The 15,583-nt window shown below is 37.3% G+C and carries 17 protein-coding genes; 4 read left to right on the top strand and 13 right to left on the bottom strand.

Going from position 1 to position 15,583, the window contains the following annotated elements; genetic code table 11:
- Positions 1–7: 7 nt before the first annotated feature.
- Positions 8–1,954, top strand: coding sequence for an OmpA family protein (locus tag JM81_RS06990; protein WP_144801694.1), 1,947 nt, complete (start codon positions 8–10; stop codon positions 1,952–1,954).
- 79 nt (positions 1,955–2,033) lie between these two features.
- Here JM81_RS06990 and JM81_RS06995 read toward each other — a convergent pair whose 3' ends face one another.
- The 4 genes from JM81_RS06995 to JM81_RS07010 form a co-directional block, all read right to left on the bottom strand.
- A complete protein-coding gene (locus JM81_RS06995) occupies positions 2,034–2,582 on the bottom strand; it encodes a ClpP family protease (RefSeq protein ID WP_089263340.1) in 549 nt (182 codons plus the stop codon).
- Positions 2,583–2,689: 107 nt separating this feature from the next.
- Positions 2,690–3,529, bottom strand: coding sequence for a mechanosensitive ion channel family protein (locus JM81_RS07000; protein WP_144801697.1), 840 nt, complete (start codon positions 3,527–3,529; stop codon positions 2,690–2,692).
- A gap of 30 nt (positions 3,530–3,559) precedes the next feature.
- Complete coding sequence (locus JM81_RS07005) at positions 3,560–3,742, bottom strand: hypothetical protein (RefSeq protein WP_089263344.1); 183 nt, start codon at positions 3,740–3,742, stop codon at positions 3,560–3,562.
- Positions 3,742–4,368 carry an RNA polymerase sigma factor gene (locus tag JM81_RS07010; RefSeq protein ID WP_144801699.1) on the bottom strand — a complete coding sequence of 209 codons (627 nt, stop codon included), beginning with the start codon at positions 4,366–4,368 and terminating at the stop codon, positions 3,742–3,744. Before JM81_RS07010 ends, JM81_RS07005 begins: the two co-directional genes overlap by 1 nt.
- A 78-nt stretch (positions 4,369–4,446) precedes the next feature.
- Here JM81_RS07010 and JM81_RS07015 point away from each other — a divergent pair, with 78 nt between their 5' ends.
- Both JM81_RS07015 and JM81_RS07020 read left to right on the top strand, forming a co-directional pair.
- Positions 4,447–5,130: a hypothetical protein gene (locus tag JM81_RS07015; RefSeq protein ID WP_144801701.1), complete on the top strand. Its 684-nt coding sequence runs from the start codon at positions 4,447–4,449 to the stop codon at positions 5,128–5,130.
- 41 nt (positions 5,131–5,171) lie between these two features.
- Positions 5,172–6,338: a carboxypeptidase-like regulatory domain-containing protein gene (locus JM81_RS07020; protein ID WP_144801725.1), complete on the top strand. Its 1,167-nt coding sequence runs from the start codon at positions 5,172–5,174 to the stop codon at positions 6,336–6,338.
- 1 nt (position 6,339) lies between these two features.
- Here JM81_RS07020 and JM81_RS07025 read toward each other — a convergent pair whose 3' ends face one another.
- The 3 genes from JM81_RS07025 to JM81_RS07035 form a co-directional block, all read right to left on the bottom strand.
- Positions 6,340–7,488 carry an MFS transporter gene (locus JM81_RS07025; protein ID WP_144801728.1) on the bottom strand — a complete coding sequence of 383 codons (1,149 nt, stop codon included), beginning with the start codon at positions 7,486–7,488 and terminating at the stop codon, positions 6,340–6,342.
- Positions 7,489–7,543: 55 nt separating this feature from the next.
- Positions 7,544–8,812, bottom strand: a complete 1,269-nt coding sequence (gene kynU, locus JM81_RS07030) for a kynureninase (RefSeq protein ID WP_144801730.1) — start codon at positions 8,810–8,812, stop codon at positions 7,544–7,546.
- 64 nt (positions 8,813–8,876) lie between these two features.
- Positions 8,877–9,341 carry a GNAT family N-acetyltransferase gene (locus JM81_RS07035; RefSeq protein WP_089263356.1) on the bottom strand — a complete coding sequence of 155 codons (465 nt, stop codon included), beginning with the start codon at positions 9,339–9,341 and terminating at the stop codon, positions 8,877–8,879.
- 69 nt (positions 9,342–9,410) lie between these two features.
- Here JM81_RS07035 and JM81_RS07040 point away from each other — a divergent pair, with 69 nt between their 5' ends.
- Positions 9,411–10,052 carry an O-methyltransferase gene (locus JM81_RS07040; RefSeq protein WP_144801733.1) on the top strand — a complete coding sequence of 214 codons (642 nt, stop codon included), beginning with the start codon at positions 9,411–9,413 and terminating at the stop codon, positions 10,050–10,052.
- On the opposite strand, the gene JM81_RS07045 is transcribed toward JM81_RS07040, so the two are convergent.
- The 6 genes from JM81_RS07045 to JM81_RS07070 form a co-directional block, all read right to left on the bottom strand.
- Positions 10,030–10,590 carry a phosphatase PAP2 family protein gene (locus JM81_RS07045; RefSeq protein ID WP_144801736.1) on the bottom strand — a complete coding sequence of 187 codons (561 nt, stop codon included), beginning with the start codon at positions 10,588–10,590 and terminating at the stop codon, positions 10,030–10,032. The genes JM81_RS07040 and JM81_RS07045 overlap by 23 nt on opposite strands.
- A gap of 6 nt (positions 10,591–10,596) precedes the next feature.
- Entirely contained in the window at positions 10,597–10,935 is a 339-nt protein-coding gene (locus JM81_RS07050; RefSeq protein WP_379920950.1) for a twin-arginine translocase TatA/TatE family subunit, read from the bottom strand.
- An 81-nt stretch (positions 10,936–11,016) separates the two neighbouring features.
- Entirely contained in the window at positions 11,017–13,329 is a 2,313-nt protein-coding gene (locus JM81_RS07055) for a M1 family metallopeptidase (RefSeq protein WP_144801738.1), read from the bottom strand.
- A 60-nt stretch (positions 13,330–13,389) separates the two neighbouring features.
- Positions 13,390–13,896 carry a DUF6702 family protein gene (locus JM81_RS07060; protein ID WP_144801743.1) on the bottom strand — a complete coding sequence of 169 codons (507 nt, stop codon included), beginning with the start codon at positions 13,894–13,896 and terminating at the stop codon, positions 13,390–13,392.
- 51 nt (positions 13,897–13,947) lie between these two features.
- Positions 13,948–14,721: a hypothetical protein gene (locus JM81_RS07065; protein WP_144801746.1), complete on the bottom strand. Its 774-nt coding sequence runs from the start codon at positions 14,719–14,721 to the stop codon at positions 13,948–13,950.
- Complete coding sequence (locus JM81_RS07070; RefSeq protein ID WP_144801749.1) at positions 14,711–15,454, bottom strand: hypothetical protein; 744 nt, start codon at positions 15,452–15,454, stop codon at positions 14,711–14,713. Before JM81_RS07070 ends, JM81_RS07065 begins: the two co-directional genes overlap by 11 nt.
- Positions 15,455–15,583 lie beyond the last annotated feature (129 nt).

The following is a 15,583-nucleotide window of genomic DNA, read 5'->3' on the forward strand; positions in this document are numbered from 1 at the left end:
AAACGCAATGAAAACGTATAAAACCTACTCCATATTAACGTTACTTTTCTTAGTAGGCCAATTTGCCTTTGCACAATTTGCCTCCCAAAAAAAAGCGGATTATTACTTTAGTAAATTCTCTTATGCCAAGGCAATACCGGAATATGAGAGAATGATAGATTCAGATTTAAATTCTGAGTATGCACACCAACAATTGGCAGAATGTTATTTGCTTATTAGAGACTATAAAAAATCCATACCCCATTTTAAGGCGGTAATCAATAATGCAACTTTGCCTACGGATTATTATTTTAAATATGCCATGGCACTTTATGCAAATGGTGATTTGGATGAGTCTGAAAAGTGGATTAAAAAATATAAAAAATACAATAAAAACGATTCTAGGGTAAAACGCTTTTTAAAGGATGGCAACTTGGCATCTGTAGTATTTAACAGTAGACAACGTTATGAAGTAGAGCCCGTTTCATTTAATTCTACAGATAGCGATTTTGGAATCTCTAGATTTAAGGGCAATCTATATTTTGGTTCATCTAGACGAGATGAAGTTACCGGAGATACCTATGGTTGGAACGATGAACCTTGGTTAGATCTTTTTGTAGTTCAGGAAGATAATGATATGTCCATGCCAAAAAGGTTAAAAGGTAATGTAAATACCAAATTTCATGAAAGTAGCGTAGCGTTTTCTACGGATTACAAAAATGATACGATTATGTATTTTACCCGTAACAATTTCTATGATAAAAAGGAAGGTTACGGAGCATCTAACGAAATCAATCTAAAAATATATACCGCCAAATTTATTGATGGAGAATGGGTAGAAAACAGTAACCTGAGAATTAACAGTGATTATTACTCTACAGGACACCCTTCCGTAAACAAGGCCAGAACCCGAATTTATTTTACCAGTGACCGTCCGGGCGGTTATGGAGGCACAGATATTTATTATGCTGAAATTCATGAACGCGGTGGTATACAGACACCGGTGAACGCAGGACCGATCGTGAATACCGAAGGAAATGAAATGTTTCCGTTCATAAATGAGGAAGGAAAATTGTTCTTTAGTTCAGATGGCCATGTTGGTTTCGGTCAATTGGATGTATTTTCTACAATTTCCGATGAGGATGGTAAGGTTATCGATATTATTAACCTAGGTACCCCTATCAATAGTTCCAGTGATGATTTTGCCTATTATGGACTTCCTAATGGACTTGAAGGTTATATCAGCTCTAACCGAGAGGGTGGTATGGGTAGTGATGACATCTATAAATTTAAGTTTACGCCTTCATTGGACGTAGAAGGTTATGTTGTGGATGGTGTAAACGAACAAATGTTGGATAGTGTGCAGATAAAACTGTATGATCAAATTACCAATACCATGGTTGCACAGACCATGACAGATGAGAACGGGTATTACAGATTTCCGGTTAATAGAAAAACTACATATATGATAGAGGCGGTTAGAAAAACACACCCTCATAAAAATGTGTATTTCAATACAGCAGAAACTCCAAAGGCCCAGAAAATACTAAGGCAAGACATTGTTCTGGAACCTGTTCTTGACCTAAAATTATTGGCGGGACTTAACAAGATATATTTTGATTTCAACAAAAGTGATATACGCCCAGATGCCGCCAAAGAATTGGATAAGGTAATTAAGGTAATGAACCAAACATATCCGGATATGATTATTAAACTGGAATCTCATACAGATCCGGTTGGTAGTCATACCTATAACGACAACTTATCGGAAAGTAGGGCAAAATCTACTTATGAATATCTTATAGAAAACGGCGTCTCAAAGGATAGAATCGTCTCTTATAAAGGTTTTGGCAAACGTATGCCAATTAACAAGTGTACCAGTAAACAAGATTGCACGCCAGAGGAACTTGAACTGAACAGACGAACCGAATTCCCTATTCTACAAATTAAAAAAGGTAGAAGCGTATCAAAATAAACCAAACAACTGATCAACCATAAAAAAGTCCTTTACCGTAATGGTAAAGGACTTTTTAATTTTTCAAAAAATAATTCACTTATTTCATAATACCGTCCACTATTCCGTATTCAATAGATTCTTCGGCATTCATCCAGTAATCCCTGTCAAAATCCTTTAGTACCTTTTCATAGTCCTGACCACAATTATCTGCCAATATACGGGCACTAAGTTCTTTTGTCTTTATTATTTCCCTAGCTTGGATTTCAATATTGGAAGCCTGTCCTCTTGCTCCACCACTTGGTTGATGGATCATTACTTGTGCATGGGGCTGTATAAACCTTCTCCCCTTTTTACCTACGGATAGTAATATTGAGCCCATTGATGCCGCCAATCCAGTACAGATGGTAGACACCGGACTTTTAAGGGACTTTATAGTATCGTACATGGCAAAACCAGAAGTAACATATCCTCCAGGGCTATTGATATAAAGCTGTATTTCCTTATCATTCTGCATATCTAGATATAACAACCGATCAATTACATGTTTTGCAGAATCGTCATCAACCATACCCCATAGGAACACCTTTCTTTCTTCCAACAATTTCTCATCTATGGCTTCCTGAATTTTTCCTTTTTTAGCACTCATATTTTAAGTTTATTTATCAATAACAAAATTAAGGAATTAATTGGTAAACAAATACGCCAAAGACCAACTCAATTCTTACCATAAAACCCTTAAAATTTGTTTATGGTCTATTCAATTTTGGTTTCATCTACCGTAACCGTTTTTTCCACTACTTTTTTAATAGGGATGACAACCTTGCCGGTCTTGGTCTTTATAATCATGGATATGTTATCTATGCCTATAACGGTCCCTTGTAGTTTACCAATTTTTACCTTGTCCCCTACTTCATAAATTTTTCGGGTATAAAATGTCCTGAGCAAGTCTCCAACTACTTCCCGCGACCCCAAACCTAATGCAAGGGCTATTGCCAAGAGGAAAGCACCCAAGATAATCGTAAAGTTGTTTGTAACGATTTCAGTATCTACCCCGGCCTGGTTCAAGGCGGTAATACTAACAAATACAATTATGAGATAAAATAGCACATTGCCCAATATTTTGCCCCCTCCCATTCCAATAGAATCAAAGACTTTTATAATTGTTTCCTTGATAATCTTGGCCAGGTATAACCCAATCATAAAGATGACCAATGCAGATAATAATATAGGCAGATATCTCAATAAATTGGCTATCTCAGAAGATATGATGGTTAGCCCCATAATATCTGATGCCACAATGATGAACACTAACCACAAAAGCACTTTTATAAATGTGACCAGCAGTTTAGCGATATCTACTTTTAAATCTGCATCACCAAATAATTTGGCATCATTGATTTTTTGACTAAACCGGTCCAATTTAATTGCCTTGAATATACGTTTTAGTACAAAGGTGGTGACCTTAATGATCAACCAACCAAAAATCATTACGATAAAAGCACCAAATATCCCTGGTAAAGCGGCCGCAATATCCCTGAAAATATTGCTTAACGATTCAAAAGTGAGGTCTTTCCATTTATCAACTGTATCCATTCTTTATGTGTTTACTGCTAGTGTATATAATTATTTATTTGTTTTGAGCATACCTTCTATAATCGATGCAAAATTACCTGTAAACAGGTTGGTAAGCTCCATGACAAGCTTAGCCGCGGCAATGTCGTCCATTACCTTTTTACGCAATTCTGGGGGGACATTTTTCATATCCTCCTCTAAAATCTTAAACGGATTCTTGTCTTGTTCTAACATTAAGGTAGGGTTTTATACATTTCTACTACTTTGGCCTTGGCCCTTTTTAGCCTCATTTTTATAGCACTTGGTTTTAATCCCAAAACATCTTCCAATTCTTTAATAGAAGCCCCGTCCTGGTATTTTAAAAGTAACAATGATTTGTCTTCGGGTGCAATTTTCTCCAAAGCTTTCTTTAGCTTATCTACCTGCATCTGCAGCAACAAATCATCGGTTACCTCAATGGGGACTTCGGGTGTGGTCTCAAATTTGACCGAGTTGTCCTTTATACGTCTTTCCTTATTTCTATTGACATAATTTACACAGAAATTATAGGTAAAGGAATACAACCAGGTAGAAAACTTTGAAGTTCCCTTAAAGGAACCCAATTTAACAAATAACATTAGAAAGATATCTTGGGTAAGGTCCTCCGCCTCTTTATCAGACCTTGCAAATCCTAGACATTTATTATATACTAATTTAGAATACCGATCATATAGTTCCCCAAACAAAAGTGCATCCTTTCTTATAACAATTTCACGTACCAAATCAATATCGGAATAATCGCTATAAGCCGTATTGGAAGTTGATTTGTCTCCAAACTGATTTCCAATAATTATAAAACAAAGTCTTTTAAGAAACGTCACTGGTACTATAGGTTTACAAAAAATAAAAGTAGGTTAAAGATTTGGTAATTGATATATTTGATACAAAATGTATTAAAAATGAAAAAAATACTCATCCTTGCCGTTTGCTCCCTAGTCCTTTCCATTAGTTGTAAAACCGACCGTAGTAAACAGGAGAAAGAAGCATCTTCCCCAAAAGAAATAACGATCTTGGAAAAAGTTGCAAATGCGCATGGTTTTGAGGACTGGAAAGATATAGCCAATATAAAATTTACATTTAACGTGGATAGGGATTCCTCTCACTTTGAGCGCACATGGTCATGGAACACCAAAACCCATACGGTCATAATGACCACCCGCCAGGACACCATATCCTATAATAGAAAAGCGGTTGATAGCACTATGGCTAGTACAGATGGTGGTTTTGTAAACGATAAATTCTGGCTTTTAGCCCCTTTTCAACTGGTATGGGACCAAAATAATTTTTCATACGAACATACAGAGCAAATAGAGGCACCTATAAGCAAGCAAAAAATGCATAAACTTACCACGGTCTATGCAAATGAAGGTGGATATACCCCTGGAGATGCCTATGATTATTATTTTGGCGATGATTATATCATTAAGGAATGGGCATTTAGAAAAACAAACCAAAAAGAACCCAATATGGTGACCACTTGGGAGGAGTATAAGAAATTAAGCGGCCTGAGCATAAGTACAATGCACAAAAGACCGGATACAGATTTTTCACTATACTTTACAGGGGTTGAGGTTAAACCATAGGGATTAAAGTTTGATGTATTTTCATCGAAAATCAATAATTCATGAAAGTATCATTTTTTACATTCATCCTATTTTCAATTTTTGGTTATTCCCAAAATACCTTAAAGGCCATAGTAGTTGATAATGTTGATAATTCGCCGTTAGAATTTGTTGGTATTTTCAATACTGAAAACCATACCGTTACCAATGAAGACGGGCGTTTTCAATTTTCCTCATCTTTAGACACCATTACCATCTATCTGGTAGGTTATGATAAAATACGCACCACCTTTCAAAAAGTTAGTGATACCGTATACCTCAACAAAAGTGTTTTAAAATTAAATGAGGTTACCGTAACCAACCATAAAACATTATGGCAAAAAATTGGTGATTCCATACGATCAAACTATCCTATTTACCCTTACAAGGAGCGGTTTTTTCTTAGAGGGGTCTTAAGATATAATGGAGAAATTACCAGAATCCAAGATATACAGGGAAAACTAGAAAGGAGAACACTTTTATATACCAAAGATATAGTGCCCAGCACTAAAGATTTTAAGGTTGAATTGACCAATATGCGTAAAGTAGGCTTGGCAAAGGATGAGAACCAAGTATACTTTATTTTTGAAACTTTTTATGAGCTTTTCATGAATTTTACCCCCATTAATGCCACGGGAGATGCTTTTAATTTAACCGAATCTACCTTTGAGAATGAACGTAAGACCAAGCTTGGTTTTCATACCAAACCTGAGTTTATCAATGAAGAAGTAAAAGGCCATTATATTATAAACAATACCAACAACGCCATTGAAAGAATTTACATGACCGTACGCTATAAAAACAATCCTTATAATAAGGATGGTGATACTAGATTTAGAACGGTTACCATAAAAAAAGAGATGGCACTTTCCAAATCATCAAACACGAACAAATATTATTTAGCAAATGCAAAATATGAGGTAAAGGTAGAGATAACGGATGACCAGAATTCATATACATCGTTATATGATGTATCATTTATTCTCACCACAACGGACAATGAAGGGTCCTTTGAGGTCAAAAAAAATGTAAGTGCTACCAAAGATTTGTTTAAAATTAATTATTCGTATGACCAAAATTTTTGGAAAGGGCAAAACCAATTATTATTGACAGAAGAAATGGCCAACTTCATTGAAAATGCACAGGACCCCAATAATGAATTTAAAGTAAAAAGCAATATCAAGAATTGATCTAAACGTTCTTTTTCTTTAATAAAAAGGTAAAAAGTAATATTAAAAATCCACAGGCCAACAATACTACAAAGCTTCTGGTAAGACTATAATTTTCTGCCAAAAATCCTAAAATTGGTGGTGCACACAAAAATCCGGCATAACCGGAACCGGCTATAAATGCAATACCCTTGGAAGAATCTACACCCTTTACATTACCTCCTATTCTGAAAACTTCAGGCACAATGACCGAAAATCCTAAACCGTTCAAGGCAAACCCAATTATAGTAAGTATCGTGTCCGTACTTAAGACCAAAAGATATCCTAAAATAGCTAAGAGTGCACCTAAAGCCACCAATTTATTTGAACCAATGGATTCATTTATACCATCGCCTAAAAACCTGCCCAGGGTCATAGTTATTTGAAAACCTAAAAAGCCTAATCCCCAAAAAGTTTCCGGCGCCAGGGTTATTTCTTTTAAATACAGTCCGCTCCAATCTACAATGGCACCTTCACTACCCATGGCCACAAATGATATAAAACCCAACAGAAGTAAGGGTTTTAGAAGCCCTAACTTAAAAGGTTCCTGTACAAGCTCCTCAGCAGTTTCATGAATAAATTGATTTTTAAATCTAAAATTGATGATCAATACCAACCCCACGGCCAAGAACATGTGTAAGACCGGATTTGATAGCGGACCTATTAAAAAACTGCCCATACCGGCCAAAACGCCACCCAAGCTAAAAAAACCGTGAGAAGCTGACATAAATTTTACCTTGTCCTTTTTCTCTATTTCAGTGACCAAGGTGTTCATGGATATATCCGTAAGACCATTAGAGGCTCCAAATAGAAAAAGGGCCGCCATTAATACATAATAATTAGCAGCCATTAAGGGCAACATAGCTGCCGCACAGCTAAACAGCACTCCATAAAAGGTAGTTTTACCAACACCTACCCTATTAATGATTGAAGATGCAAAAGGAAAAATTGAAAATACACCCAATGCCAGAAAAAAAATAGCAATGCCCAATTGAGATTTATCAATGCCCAAATTCTCCTTTACCGTAGGAATATATATTGCCCACGTACCAAATAAAATATTGATACTTGCAAATACCCATGACGGACCAAAGTAGCGTGCATTTCGTAATATTAAGCTCAATGATTTCATTTAGAATTGGATGTTGGTTAAGTAAAATGAAATACTCCGGTTCTATTTCTACCTTCTAATTGGCAAGAACTCCTGCTTTTAAAATTTGACCAAAACGATACATATCTTCATAAGAACAATAAAAAGGAGCAGGTGCCAATCGTATTACATTAGGTTCTCGCCAATCTGTAATTACACCGTTCTCCATTAAATAATTAAATAATGACTTACCGTGACCATGTAAAAATACCGATAGTTGACAACCGCGATCTTTTGGTGTAATTATTTCAAAAGAACTATCAACTTCCTTATCTATTTCATGCAATATAAACTCAAGATAAGAAACGATCTTGTTTCTTTTTTCTATCAAAGCATCCATACCCACTTCCTCAAATAAAGTTAAAGAAGCCAAATATGGTGCAATGGACAATACCGGAGCATTACTTATTTGCCAAGCATCTGCATTTTCCATTGGTTCAAACTCAGGTTTCATTAAAAACCGGGTCTCTTTTTTCGTTCCCCACCAACCCTCAAATCTAGGTATATCAGTTTTACCTAAATATTTTCGGTTTACAAATATACCCGATGCATTGCCCGGTCCACTGTTCATATATTTATAACTGCACCAAGAGGCAAAATCCACTTCCCAATCATGTAAGTTTAGCTTAACATTTCCTACTGCATGGGCCAAATCCCAACCAACCATAGCGCCTACTGCTTTTCCAGCTTTGGTGATGGCCTTCATATCCATTACTTGCCCATTATAATAATTTACTCCGCCAATCAATACTAAAGCAAGCTCATCGCCCACCTCATTAATTTTTTGAATAACATCTTCCGTACGCCAATAATGCTCTCCTTCCCTTTTTTTAACTTCTATAATGGTCTCCTTTGGGTCTAAGCCATGAAAACGCACTTGACTTTGAAACATGTATTGATCGCTGGGAAATGCTTTTTCCTCACAGATAATTTTAAAACGCTTTGTAGTTGGCCTATAAAAGGAAACCATTAACAAGTGTAGATTTACCGTAAGGGTATTCATAACGGAAACTTCCTCTGGCAACGCACCTACCACTTTAGCTAAAGGTTCGGCAAGTTGCTCGTGATAGTCCCACCATGGTTTTTTAGCATAAAAATGACCTTCTACGGCCAATTCTGCCCAATCTTTCATGACCTCATCTATAAAACCCTGTGTACGTTTTGGCTGCAGACCCAATGAATTGCCCGTAAAATATATGACCTCCTTACCATTTACCTTAGGGAAGATAAACTCATCCCGGTAAACCCCAAGTTGGTCAATGGCATCCAATGATTTTGCAAATTCCAATGTATTCTTAAACTCCATATCAATTTTTATAAAAAAGTAAAGATAAGCCCATAAACAAATTTAACATGACCAAAACCTATCATTATTCTTTGGTTCGCAATCTCATTTCTATCATGTGATTATTGAAGCCAACTTTTTCATATGCACGTAATGCAGGTTGGTTATCACTATAAACCGTCAACCTTAATTCAGATAAGCCATTTGTACTAGCCCACTGACTTAAACGGTTCATAATCTTACCGTTTACCCCTTTTCCCCTATAGGATGGATGCGTATACATAAAACCCAAATAGGCATAATGTGTATGGTCCAAATAGGGTCTGGCAGGTTTTTCCAGTGCATAACCAGTACCCACTATTTTCTCTTGGTCACAAGCTACTATTATAATAGCACGTGGATTGGACATAAGTGCCTCCAAATCATAATAGGTAACCTTTTCATTTTTAATTGTGGGGTCCATTGGCCGTTCTGCCTTAATGACTTCCTGCTCATATTCCCTTAAAACTACCAGATCATCTAGGTTAGCTTCTCTAATTTTTAATATCATAGCTATTTCAACAAATATTCCAAACCATTAAATTAAGGCTTAATACGCTATTTTTGCAAAAAGAAACATATGCATTTTCTGTCGCCACTTTTAGAATCATACTTAGCGGATAATTCCCAAGAGGAGCCTAAGTTACTACAGGAGCTCACGCGTGAAACCCATTTAAAAGTCATACAGCCCAGAATGCTAACGGGTCATTTTCAAGGCCGTGTATTAAGTTTGCTCTCCAAGATAATTAGACCACGAACTATTCTTGAAATAGGTACCTATACCGGATATTCCGCCCTTTGTCTAGCAGAAGGTCTACCCAATGACGGCATTTTGCATACCATAGATGTCAATGCAGAATTGGAACGCATTCAGCGTAAGTATTTTGACCTAAGTGGTTATGGTCCCCAAATTGTACAGCATATAGGCAATGCCTTGGATATTATTCCACAAATGGATCAAATCTTTGACCTCGTCTTCATTGATGCGGAAAAAAAACAATACGATCATTATCTAGAAGCGGTATTACCAAAAACAACATCTGGTTCCGTCATTCTTTCGGATAATGTCCTTTGGTCCGGTAAAGTAGTGGAACCGTTGGACCCAAAGGATAAGGCGACCAAGGTTTTATTAAACTATAATAAAAAGTTGAGCGAGCATCCTTTATTGGACACCGTACTATTACCCATTAGGGACGGACTTACTTTAAGTAGGGTGAAATAAGCTTGTGGTATATCCTAAAAAAGAAATAAGCGGATAGTGCTCCAAACAGTGCTCCGGCCAAGAGATCTAATGGGTAATGTACCCCTAGATAAATTCTACTCATTATGAACAATACTGGCCAAATAAAACCTAGTACCACCCATGACACATATTTTCGTAGACAAAAAGTCACAAAGGTCATGATGGAAAAAGAAATAGCGGCATGGGCTGAAAAAAAACTATAACTGGACGGATTTTTTACAATCCTGATCATCATTTTTAAATCCTCATCATTATTGGGTCTAGGCCTAGCTACAATCTGCTTAACCAAATTGGTAAGTGTTTCAACAAAAAAAACCATGACCAATAAGGTAACGATCAAGGTAAGGGCTTCCCTTTTGGGATATTTAATAAAAAATAAAATCAAAATCCCTAAAAACAAGGGAATCCATGGAGGGTATTTAGTAACGGTAGACCAGAAAAAATCATAGGGTTGCTCACCAAGGTTGTTTAGATAGATAAAAGCATCACGATCCCATTGTAGAATGCTATCTAACATATGGGTTTACTTTCTCTTTATACTACCTGTAACATCACTTATATTCTTGCCTACGTCGCTTATTTGTTTTTTAACGTCCTTGGCCAAACCAGAGTCTATATCCTTCTTCATATCATCGATATCTTTTTTAATATCCTTAACGAAACTGGTATCTATCCCCTGTTTATCCGCACTTTTTTGTATCTCTTGCTTAATATCCTCGGTGGCATCCTTTAATTGACGCATACCTTTCCCCAATCCCTTGGCAATGCCCGGAATTTTGTCCGCCCCAAAAACCATCACCACTATGAACATAATGAAGAAAATTTCCGCGCCGCTAATAAATAATGAGTACATCATAATCATGCTACAAATATAAACAAGTTTAGTATCCAAATTAAAAAAGCCCCGTAGTTATACGAGGCTTTTATAAAATATATTTTCGTCTTAATCTCCTTTGATACCTTCTTTCATTTGATCAAAATCGCTCTCCTGCTCTTTCCTTGGCCAACTATTGTTGGTCGTATCAATATCCGCAGTTTCCATTTTAGGATCAATTTCCACGCCGGTCAATTCTGAGGTAGATGAAACAACGATCATTACCTCACTGGAGTTCTTTCTCCAAATTTCCGGAGGATAGGTGACATTTTTAGTAGTACCATCCGCGTAGGTATATTCAACGATCAACGGCATAGGCAAACCACCGGGACTATTATAGGTAATCTCATAAAAATATTTTGGCTCTTTAACGGCCGCCCTTTCCGCAGCGGTCATGTTGTCCATCATATATTCCTTAAGGGTCTGGGAAGTCTCTGAAGGCAAGTTGTTCTTCAATTCCGGTGCAACGATACTTGCATCGTCAAACTCTTCCAAATACACAAGTGGTCTAAGATCGGCCTCTGTCATACCACGTTCAGACAAATAAGCCTGCATTTTCTTGTTTGGCTTATCGCTCACATAATATTTTTTGATGTTCTTAACGCCCATATCCACATAATCCGTAGTATAGAACCAACCTCTCCAATACCAATCCAAGTCTACCGCAGAGGCATCTTCCATTGTCCTGAAGAAATCTTCTGGAGTAGGATGTTTAAATTTCCATCGCTGCGCATAGGTCTTGAACGCATGGTCAAAAAGCTCACGACCCATAACGGTCTCTCTTAAGATATTCAACGCAGTAGCCGGTTTACCATAAGCATTTGGGCCTAATTGAAATACATTTTCAGGATTTGACATAATCGGGGAAATTGTACTCTGATCGCCGCTCATATATGGAACGATCTTGGCCGGATCACCTCTTCTTGATGGGTATTTCTCATTTGGCGCAATAGCTTCCGGGTACAATTCTCCAAATTCCTGTTCTGCCATATATTGCATAAAGGTATCCAGACCTTCATCCATCCAGCCCCACTGACGTTCATCTGAATTTACGATCATAGGGAAGAAATTATGGCCTACTTCATGGATGATTACACTGATCATACCATATTTTGTCCTATCGGAATAACTACCGTCCGCATTAGGTCTACCATAGTTCCAGCAAATCATAGGATATTCCATTCCCTGATTCTTAGCATGAACGGATATTGCTTTTGGATAAGGATATTCAAACGTATGTGATGAATACGACCTTAAGGTATGTGCCACCGCCTTTGTGGAATATTCTTCCCATAACGGGTTGCCTTCCTTTGGATACATGGAAACGGCCATTACATCCCTATCGCCCATTTTAACGGCCTGCATGTCCCAAATGAATTTTCTGGAAGTAGCGAAGCCAAAATCACGTACATTTTCAGCCTTTAGCTTCCAGGTCTTTGTTTTGTCGGAAAAACCTTTTTCCGCTGCTTCCGCTTCTGCTTGGGTAACGATCAATACAGGTTTATCATAAGATTTCTTGGCCTGCTCATACCGTTTCATCATTTCCTTGGAGTATACTTCCTTTCTATTCTGAAGAACTCCAGTGCCGTCCAATATATGGTCTGCCGGTACGGTAATGTTTACTTCATAATCCCCAAATGGCAATGCAAATTCTCCATTGCCCCAAAATTGATGGTTTTGCCATCCTTCTACATCATTGTAAACCGCCATTCTAGGAAAAAACTGTGCTATGACATAGGCCCTGTTACCATCTTCGGCAAAATATTCATAACCAGACCTTGCCCTATTTACGGTATGATCTGGAATATTATAATTCCATTTAACATTAAAGGAGAACTTTTCCCCACTTTTTAACGGAGTGGGCAAATCAACCCTCATCATGGTAAAATTAATGGTATAAGGCAATGCCTTACCAGAATCGTCCTTAACATGTTCAATGACAAAACCTCCATCAAAAGGCTCGGTCATATATTTACCTACAAATGTTTTTGCCTCATCTGCAATAGGCACTCCACTACCATTTTTCAATAAAGCCTTGGAGTCCTTGGTCCTTATGTTCTGGTCTAATTGCACCCATAAGTATTCAAGTTGATCTGGGGAATTGTTGGTATAGGTTATGGTTTCCTCTCCATAAATCTTGGCGTTCTTGTCATCTAACCTAATATCCATTTTATAATCTGCCTGTTGCTGATAATAATCAGGCCCAGGCGCCCCAGATGCGGACCTATACGTGTTTGGGGTTGCAAATTCTTCATAAAGTTGTTTGAACTTACTTTGGTTGTAATGTCCAGGTTCCTTTTCATTGCTTGCCGGTTCCTGTGCAAAGGATACCGCTGTAAAAAGGAATAAAATAGAGGCAAATGCGTACTTTATTCTTATCATTTTGAGTTTGTTTTTAGTGTTCGAAAAATAAAGTTTTTAAAAGGATTTCTTAATATTATGTTACAAGTTTAACATTCCTTTAGTATGCGATTTAATGAGTACGTGGCTCTTTTTTTTATTATCCACCTTAATATGAACAACATTTTGCTGGTCATCAAAGAGGTCCGTAAGTACCTCGTTCGTTATTCCGATCTGTTTTAATTCATCGCGTTGTATATTGGGTACTTCCAAGTAACAGATTACCATATCCGTATCGTACTTTTTACCAATAAAATCATAGGTAACCGTTTCCCCATTTATTTCGACCACAAATTTGGTGCGCAAATATTTTTCAAGATATTCACGATCCATGGAAGACTCACGATCGGTACCCAATTTTGCAGGTATGCCGTACCGTTCATTGATGACATTATTCATGTCATCTATAAATATGCGCGTAATGATCTGTACGGACCGGTCCTTTTCTGAATAATCTACATTAGTAACACTGATATAAAATTTATGCACACCTGTAAAGGCAAAAAAAGGCAACAACAGGGTGAGCAAACCAATTTTAAGAAATTTCATGTTCAATTATTTATGTGACCCTTTGCAAAGTATATGCCAAATTGCAAAATGCTAATCTAATGCATTGTTCTTTCTATAAAGGATACTTTTTTGTCTTAAGTACTCCCAAAGCGCAATACGGTCATGTGCGTCTACCACCTCTTGAAAACGGTAATCCACTTCGCAATAATAGAGAAAATCATCTATTTTTTCCAAAGGTATACGTAAGATTTCCACATATTCCTCATCCGTAAAAAAATCACGGACCCTTTGGGTTCTTTCATATAGTTTGTTTCTTGCAACCCGTTGTTTAAGCATTTTGGTTCGACCGGTAATGGCATTGATAAGCGGATCAAAGCTCATTATAGGGTTTGCGGTAGCAGCTTGTAGTTCACGCTCCGCTTTGGTAGGAATACGTACATATGCATTGGGCAGGCCTAAAGTAGAGGCGGTAACTACCGGATCAATGGTAAGGGTCATTATATCCTTACTTAAATCACCACTAAGGTTGTAAGGGGTTACGGTAACTTCGTCCAATTCTGTCAACGCATCTTCCAGTCCTATGGTAATCATTTTACTTGCCATGATCGATGGCGTAACCACTACAATTTTCTTTTTATACTGTATGGCCGAAAATTCTAACGTATCCATGATATGTACGGGAATGGAAAAAAAACCATTGTTATCCGTTATGGTTGCACGCTGGGTGGTCAAGTTCAAAACATGTGTAGCTGCAACATCGCCATCATCACTGTACACCCTACCTTCCAACTGTTTGGAGCCGTCCGTTTGGGCGACGGCCGTTAGCGTAAAAAAAAATAAAAAAATTAGGAGATTACTCCTCATCTATTTCCTTGAGAAATGTTTTACTGTTCGTTACCAGGGCATCTATCAACTGAAATTCATTCTCTTTCTTTAAGAGCGATTGCGCTGGCATTCTGGTATCACAGTAGATTAAAAATTCATTGATTCTATCTTGTGGTATCTGCAGGTCTACCACAAAGAACGTATCATCATACACCTGGCGTAATACCTCACTGACCTTTAGCTTAGGACCTGTCTCCTCCTTCTCGCTTTGTGATTTGAAAATAGCCCGGAAAATATTGACAAAGTTCAATCCGTTCTGTAGGCCCCTTTCAGATTGGGAAAGGGCAATGTTCTCAACCTCCGTACTACGATCTATTTCATATTCATATTCCTTGAATTCTTCATTCTTTAGCTTTAAAAAACGCTCTTGCTGTTCTGGCGTAATGACCACTTCATCCAATTCGGTCACTTTTTCATTTACCTCTACGACCAACCTATTGTTCTCCAATATATCTTCGGTAATGGTTACTACTTTTATATTGTAGTTAATGGCCGTAAATACCAGTTCATCCCCTACCTTAACATCAATTTTAAATTGTCCTTGATCATTGGTAATTGTTGCTCTTTCCGAGGTAGTGTTTATTACATTTTCATTGGGTACGCCTTGGCTCATGTAAATAACGGACCCTAGCAATGGTCGCCTGTCCATATCTTGTGCACATACCGTTGCCACAGTGAAAATTGCGAATATAAAAAGTAGTTTTTTGGTCATTTATTTGTGTTTAAAAAATCTGACACCTGTTTCTAAGGCATTTAAAATATAAAGAAAAGATATGTAAGCATCATAAAAAAAAAGCCGCCAATAAACTTTTGTTAATTTCTTGGACCTATGGAGCTTCTA

Source organism: Maribacter sp. MAR_2009_72 (genome assembly GCF_007827235.1).
Lineage (GTDB): Bacteria > Bacteroidota > Bacteroidia > Flavobacteriales > Flavobacteriaceae > Maribacter > Maribacter sedimenticola.

Excerpts from the sequence above, each read along its gene's own strand:
- JM81_RS07025 (WP_144801728.1), bottom strand. The coding sequence starts at position 7,488 with ATGAAATCATTGAGCTTAATATTACGAAATGCACGCTACTTTGGTCCG.
- JM81_RS07035 (WP_089263356.1), bottom strand. The coding sequence starts at position 9,341 with ATGATATTAAAAATTAGAGAAGCTAACCTAGATGATCTGGTAGTTTTA.
- JM81_RS07020 (WP_144801725.1), top strand. The coding sequence starts at position 5,172 with ATGAAAGTATCATTTTTTACATTCATCCTATTTTCAATTTTTGGTTAT.
- JM81_RS07065 (WP_144801746.1), bottom strand. The coding sequence starts at position 14,721 with ATGAGGAGTAATCTCCTAATTTTTTTATTTTTTTTTACGCTAACGGCC.
- JM81_RS06995 (WP_089263340.1), bottom strand. The coding sequence starts at position 2,582 with ATGAGTGCTAAAAAAGGAAAAATTCAGGAAGCCATAGATGAGAAATTG.
- JM81_RS07005 (WP_089263344.1), bottom strand. The coding sequence starts at position 3,742 with ATGTTAGAACAAGACAAGAATCCGTTTAAGATTTTAGAGGAGGATATG.
- JM81_RS06990 (WP_144801694.1), top strand. The coding sequence starts at position 8 with ATGAAAACGTATAAAACCTACTCCATATTAACGTTACTTTTCTTAGTA.
- JM81_RS07045 (WP_144801736.1), bottom strand. The coding sequence starts at position 10,590 with ATGTTAGATAGCATTCTACAATGGGATCGTGATGCTTTTATCTATCTA.
- JM81_RS07055 (WP_144801738.1), bottom strand. The coding sequence starts at position 13,329 with ATGATAAGAATAAAGTACGCATTTGCCTCTATTTTATTCCTTTTTACA.
- kynU (WP_144801730.1), bottom strand. The coding sequence starts at position 8,812 with ATGGAGTTTAAGAATACATTGGAATTTGCAAAATCATTGGATGCCATT.
- JM81_RS07050 (WP_379920950.1), bottom strand. The coding sequence starts at position 10,935 with ATGATTATGATGTACTCATTATTTATTAGCGGCGCGGAAATTTTCTTC.
- JM81_RS07040 (WP_144801733.1), top strand. The coding sequence starts at position 9,411 with ATGCATTTTCTGTCGCCACTTTTAGAATCATACTTAGCGGATAATTCC.
- JM81_RS07070 (WP_144801749.1), bottom strand. The coding sequence starts at position 15,454 with ATGACCAAAAAACTACTTTTTATATTCGCAATTTTCACTGTGGCAACG.
- JM81_RS07060 (WP_144801743.1), bottom strand. The coding sequence starts at position 13,896 with ATGAAATTTCTTAAAATTGGTTTGCTCACCCTGTTGTTGCCTTTTTTT.
- JM81_RS07015 (WP_144801701.1), top strand. The coding sequence starts at position 4,447 with ATGAAAAAAATACTCATCCTTGCCGTTTGCTCCCTAGTCCTTTCCATT.
- JM81_RS07000 (WP_144801697.1), bottom strand. The coding sequence starts at position 3,529 with ATGGATACAGTTGATAAATGGAAAGACCTCACTTTTGAATCGTTAAGC.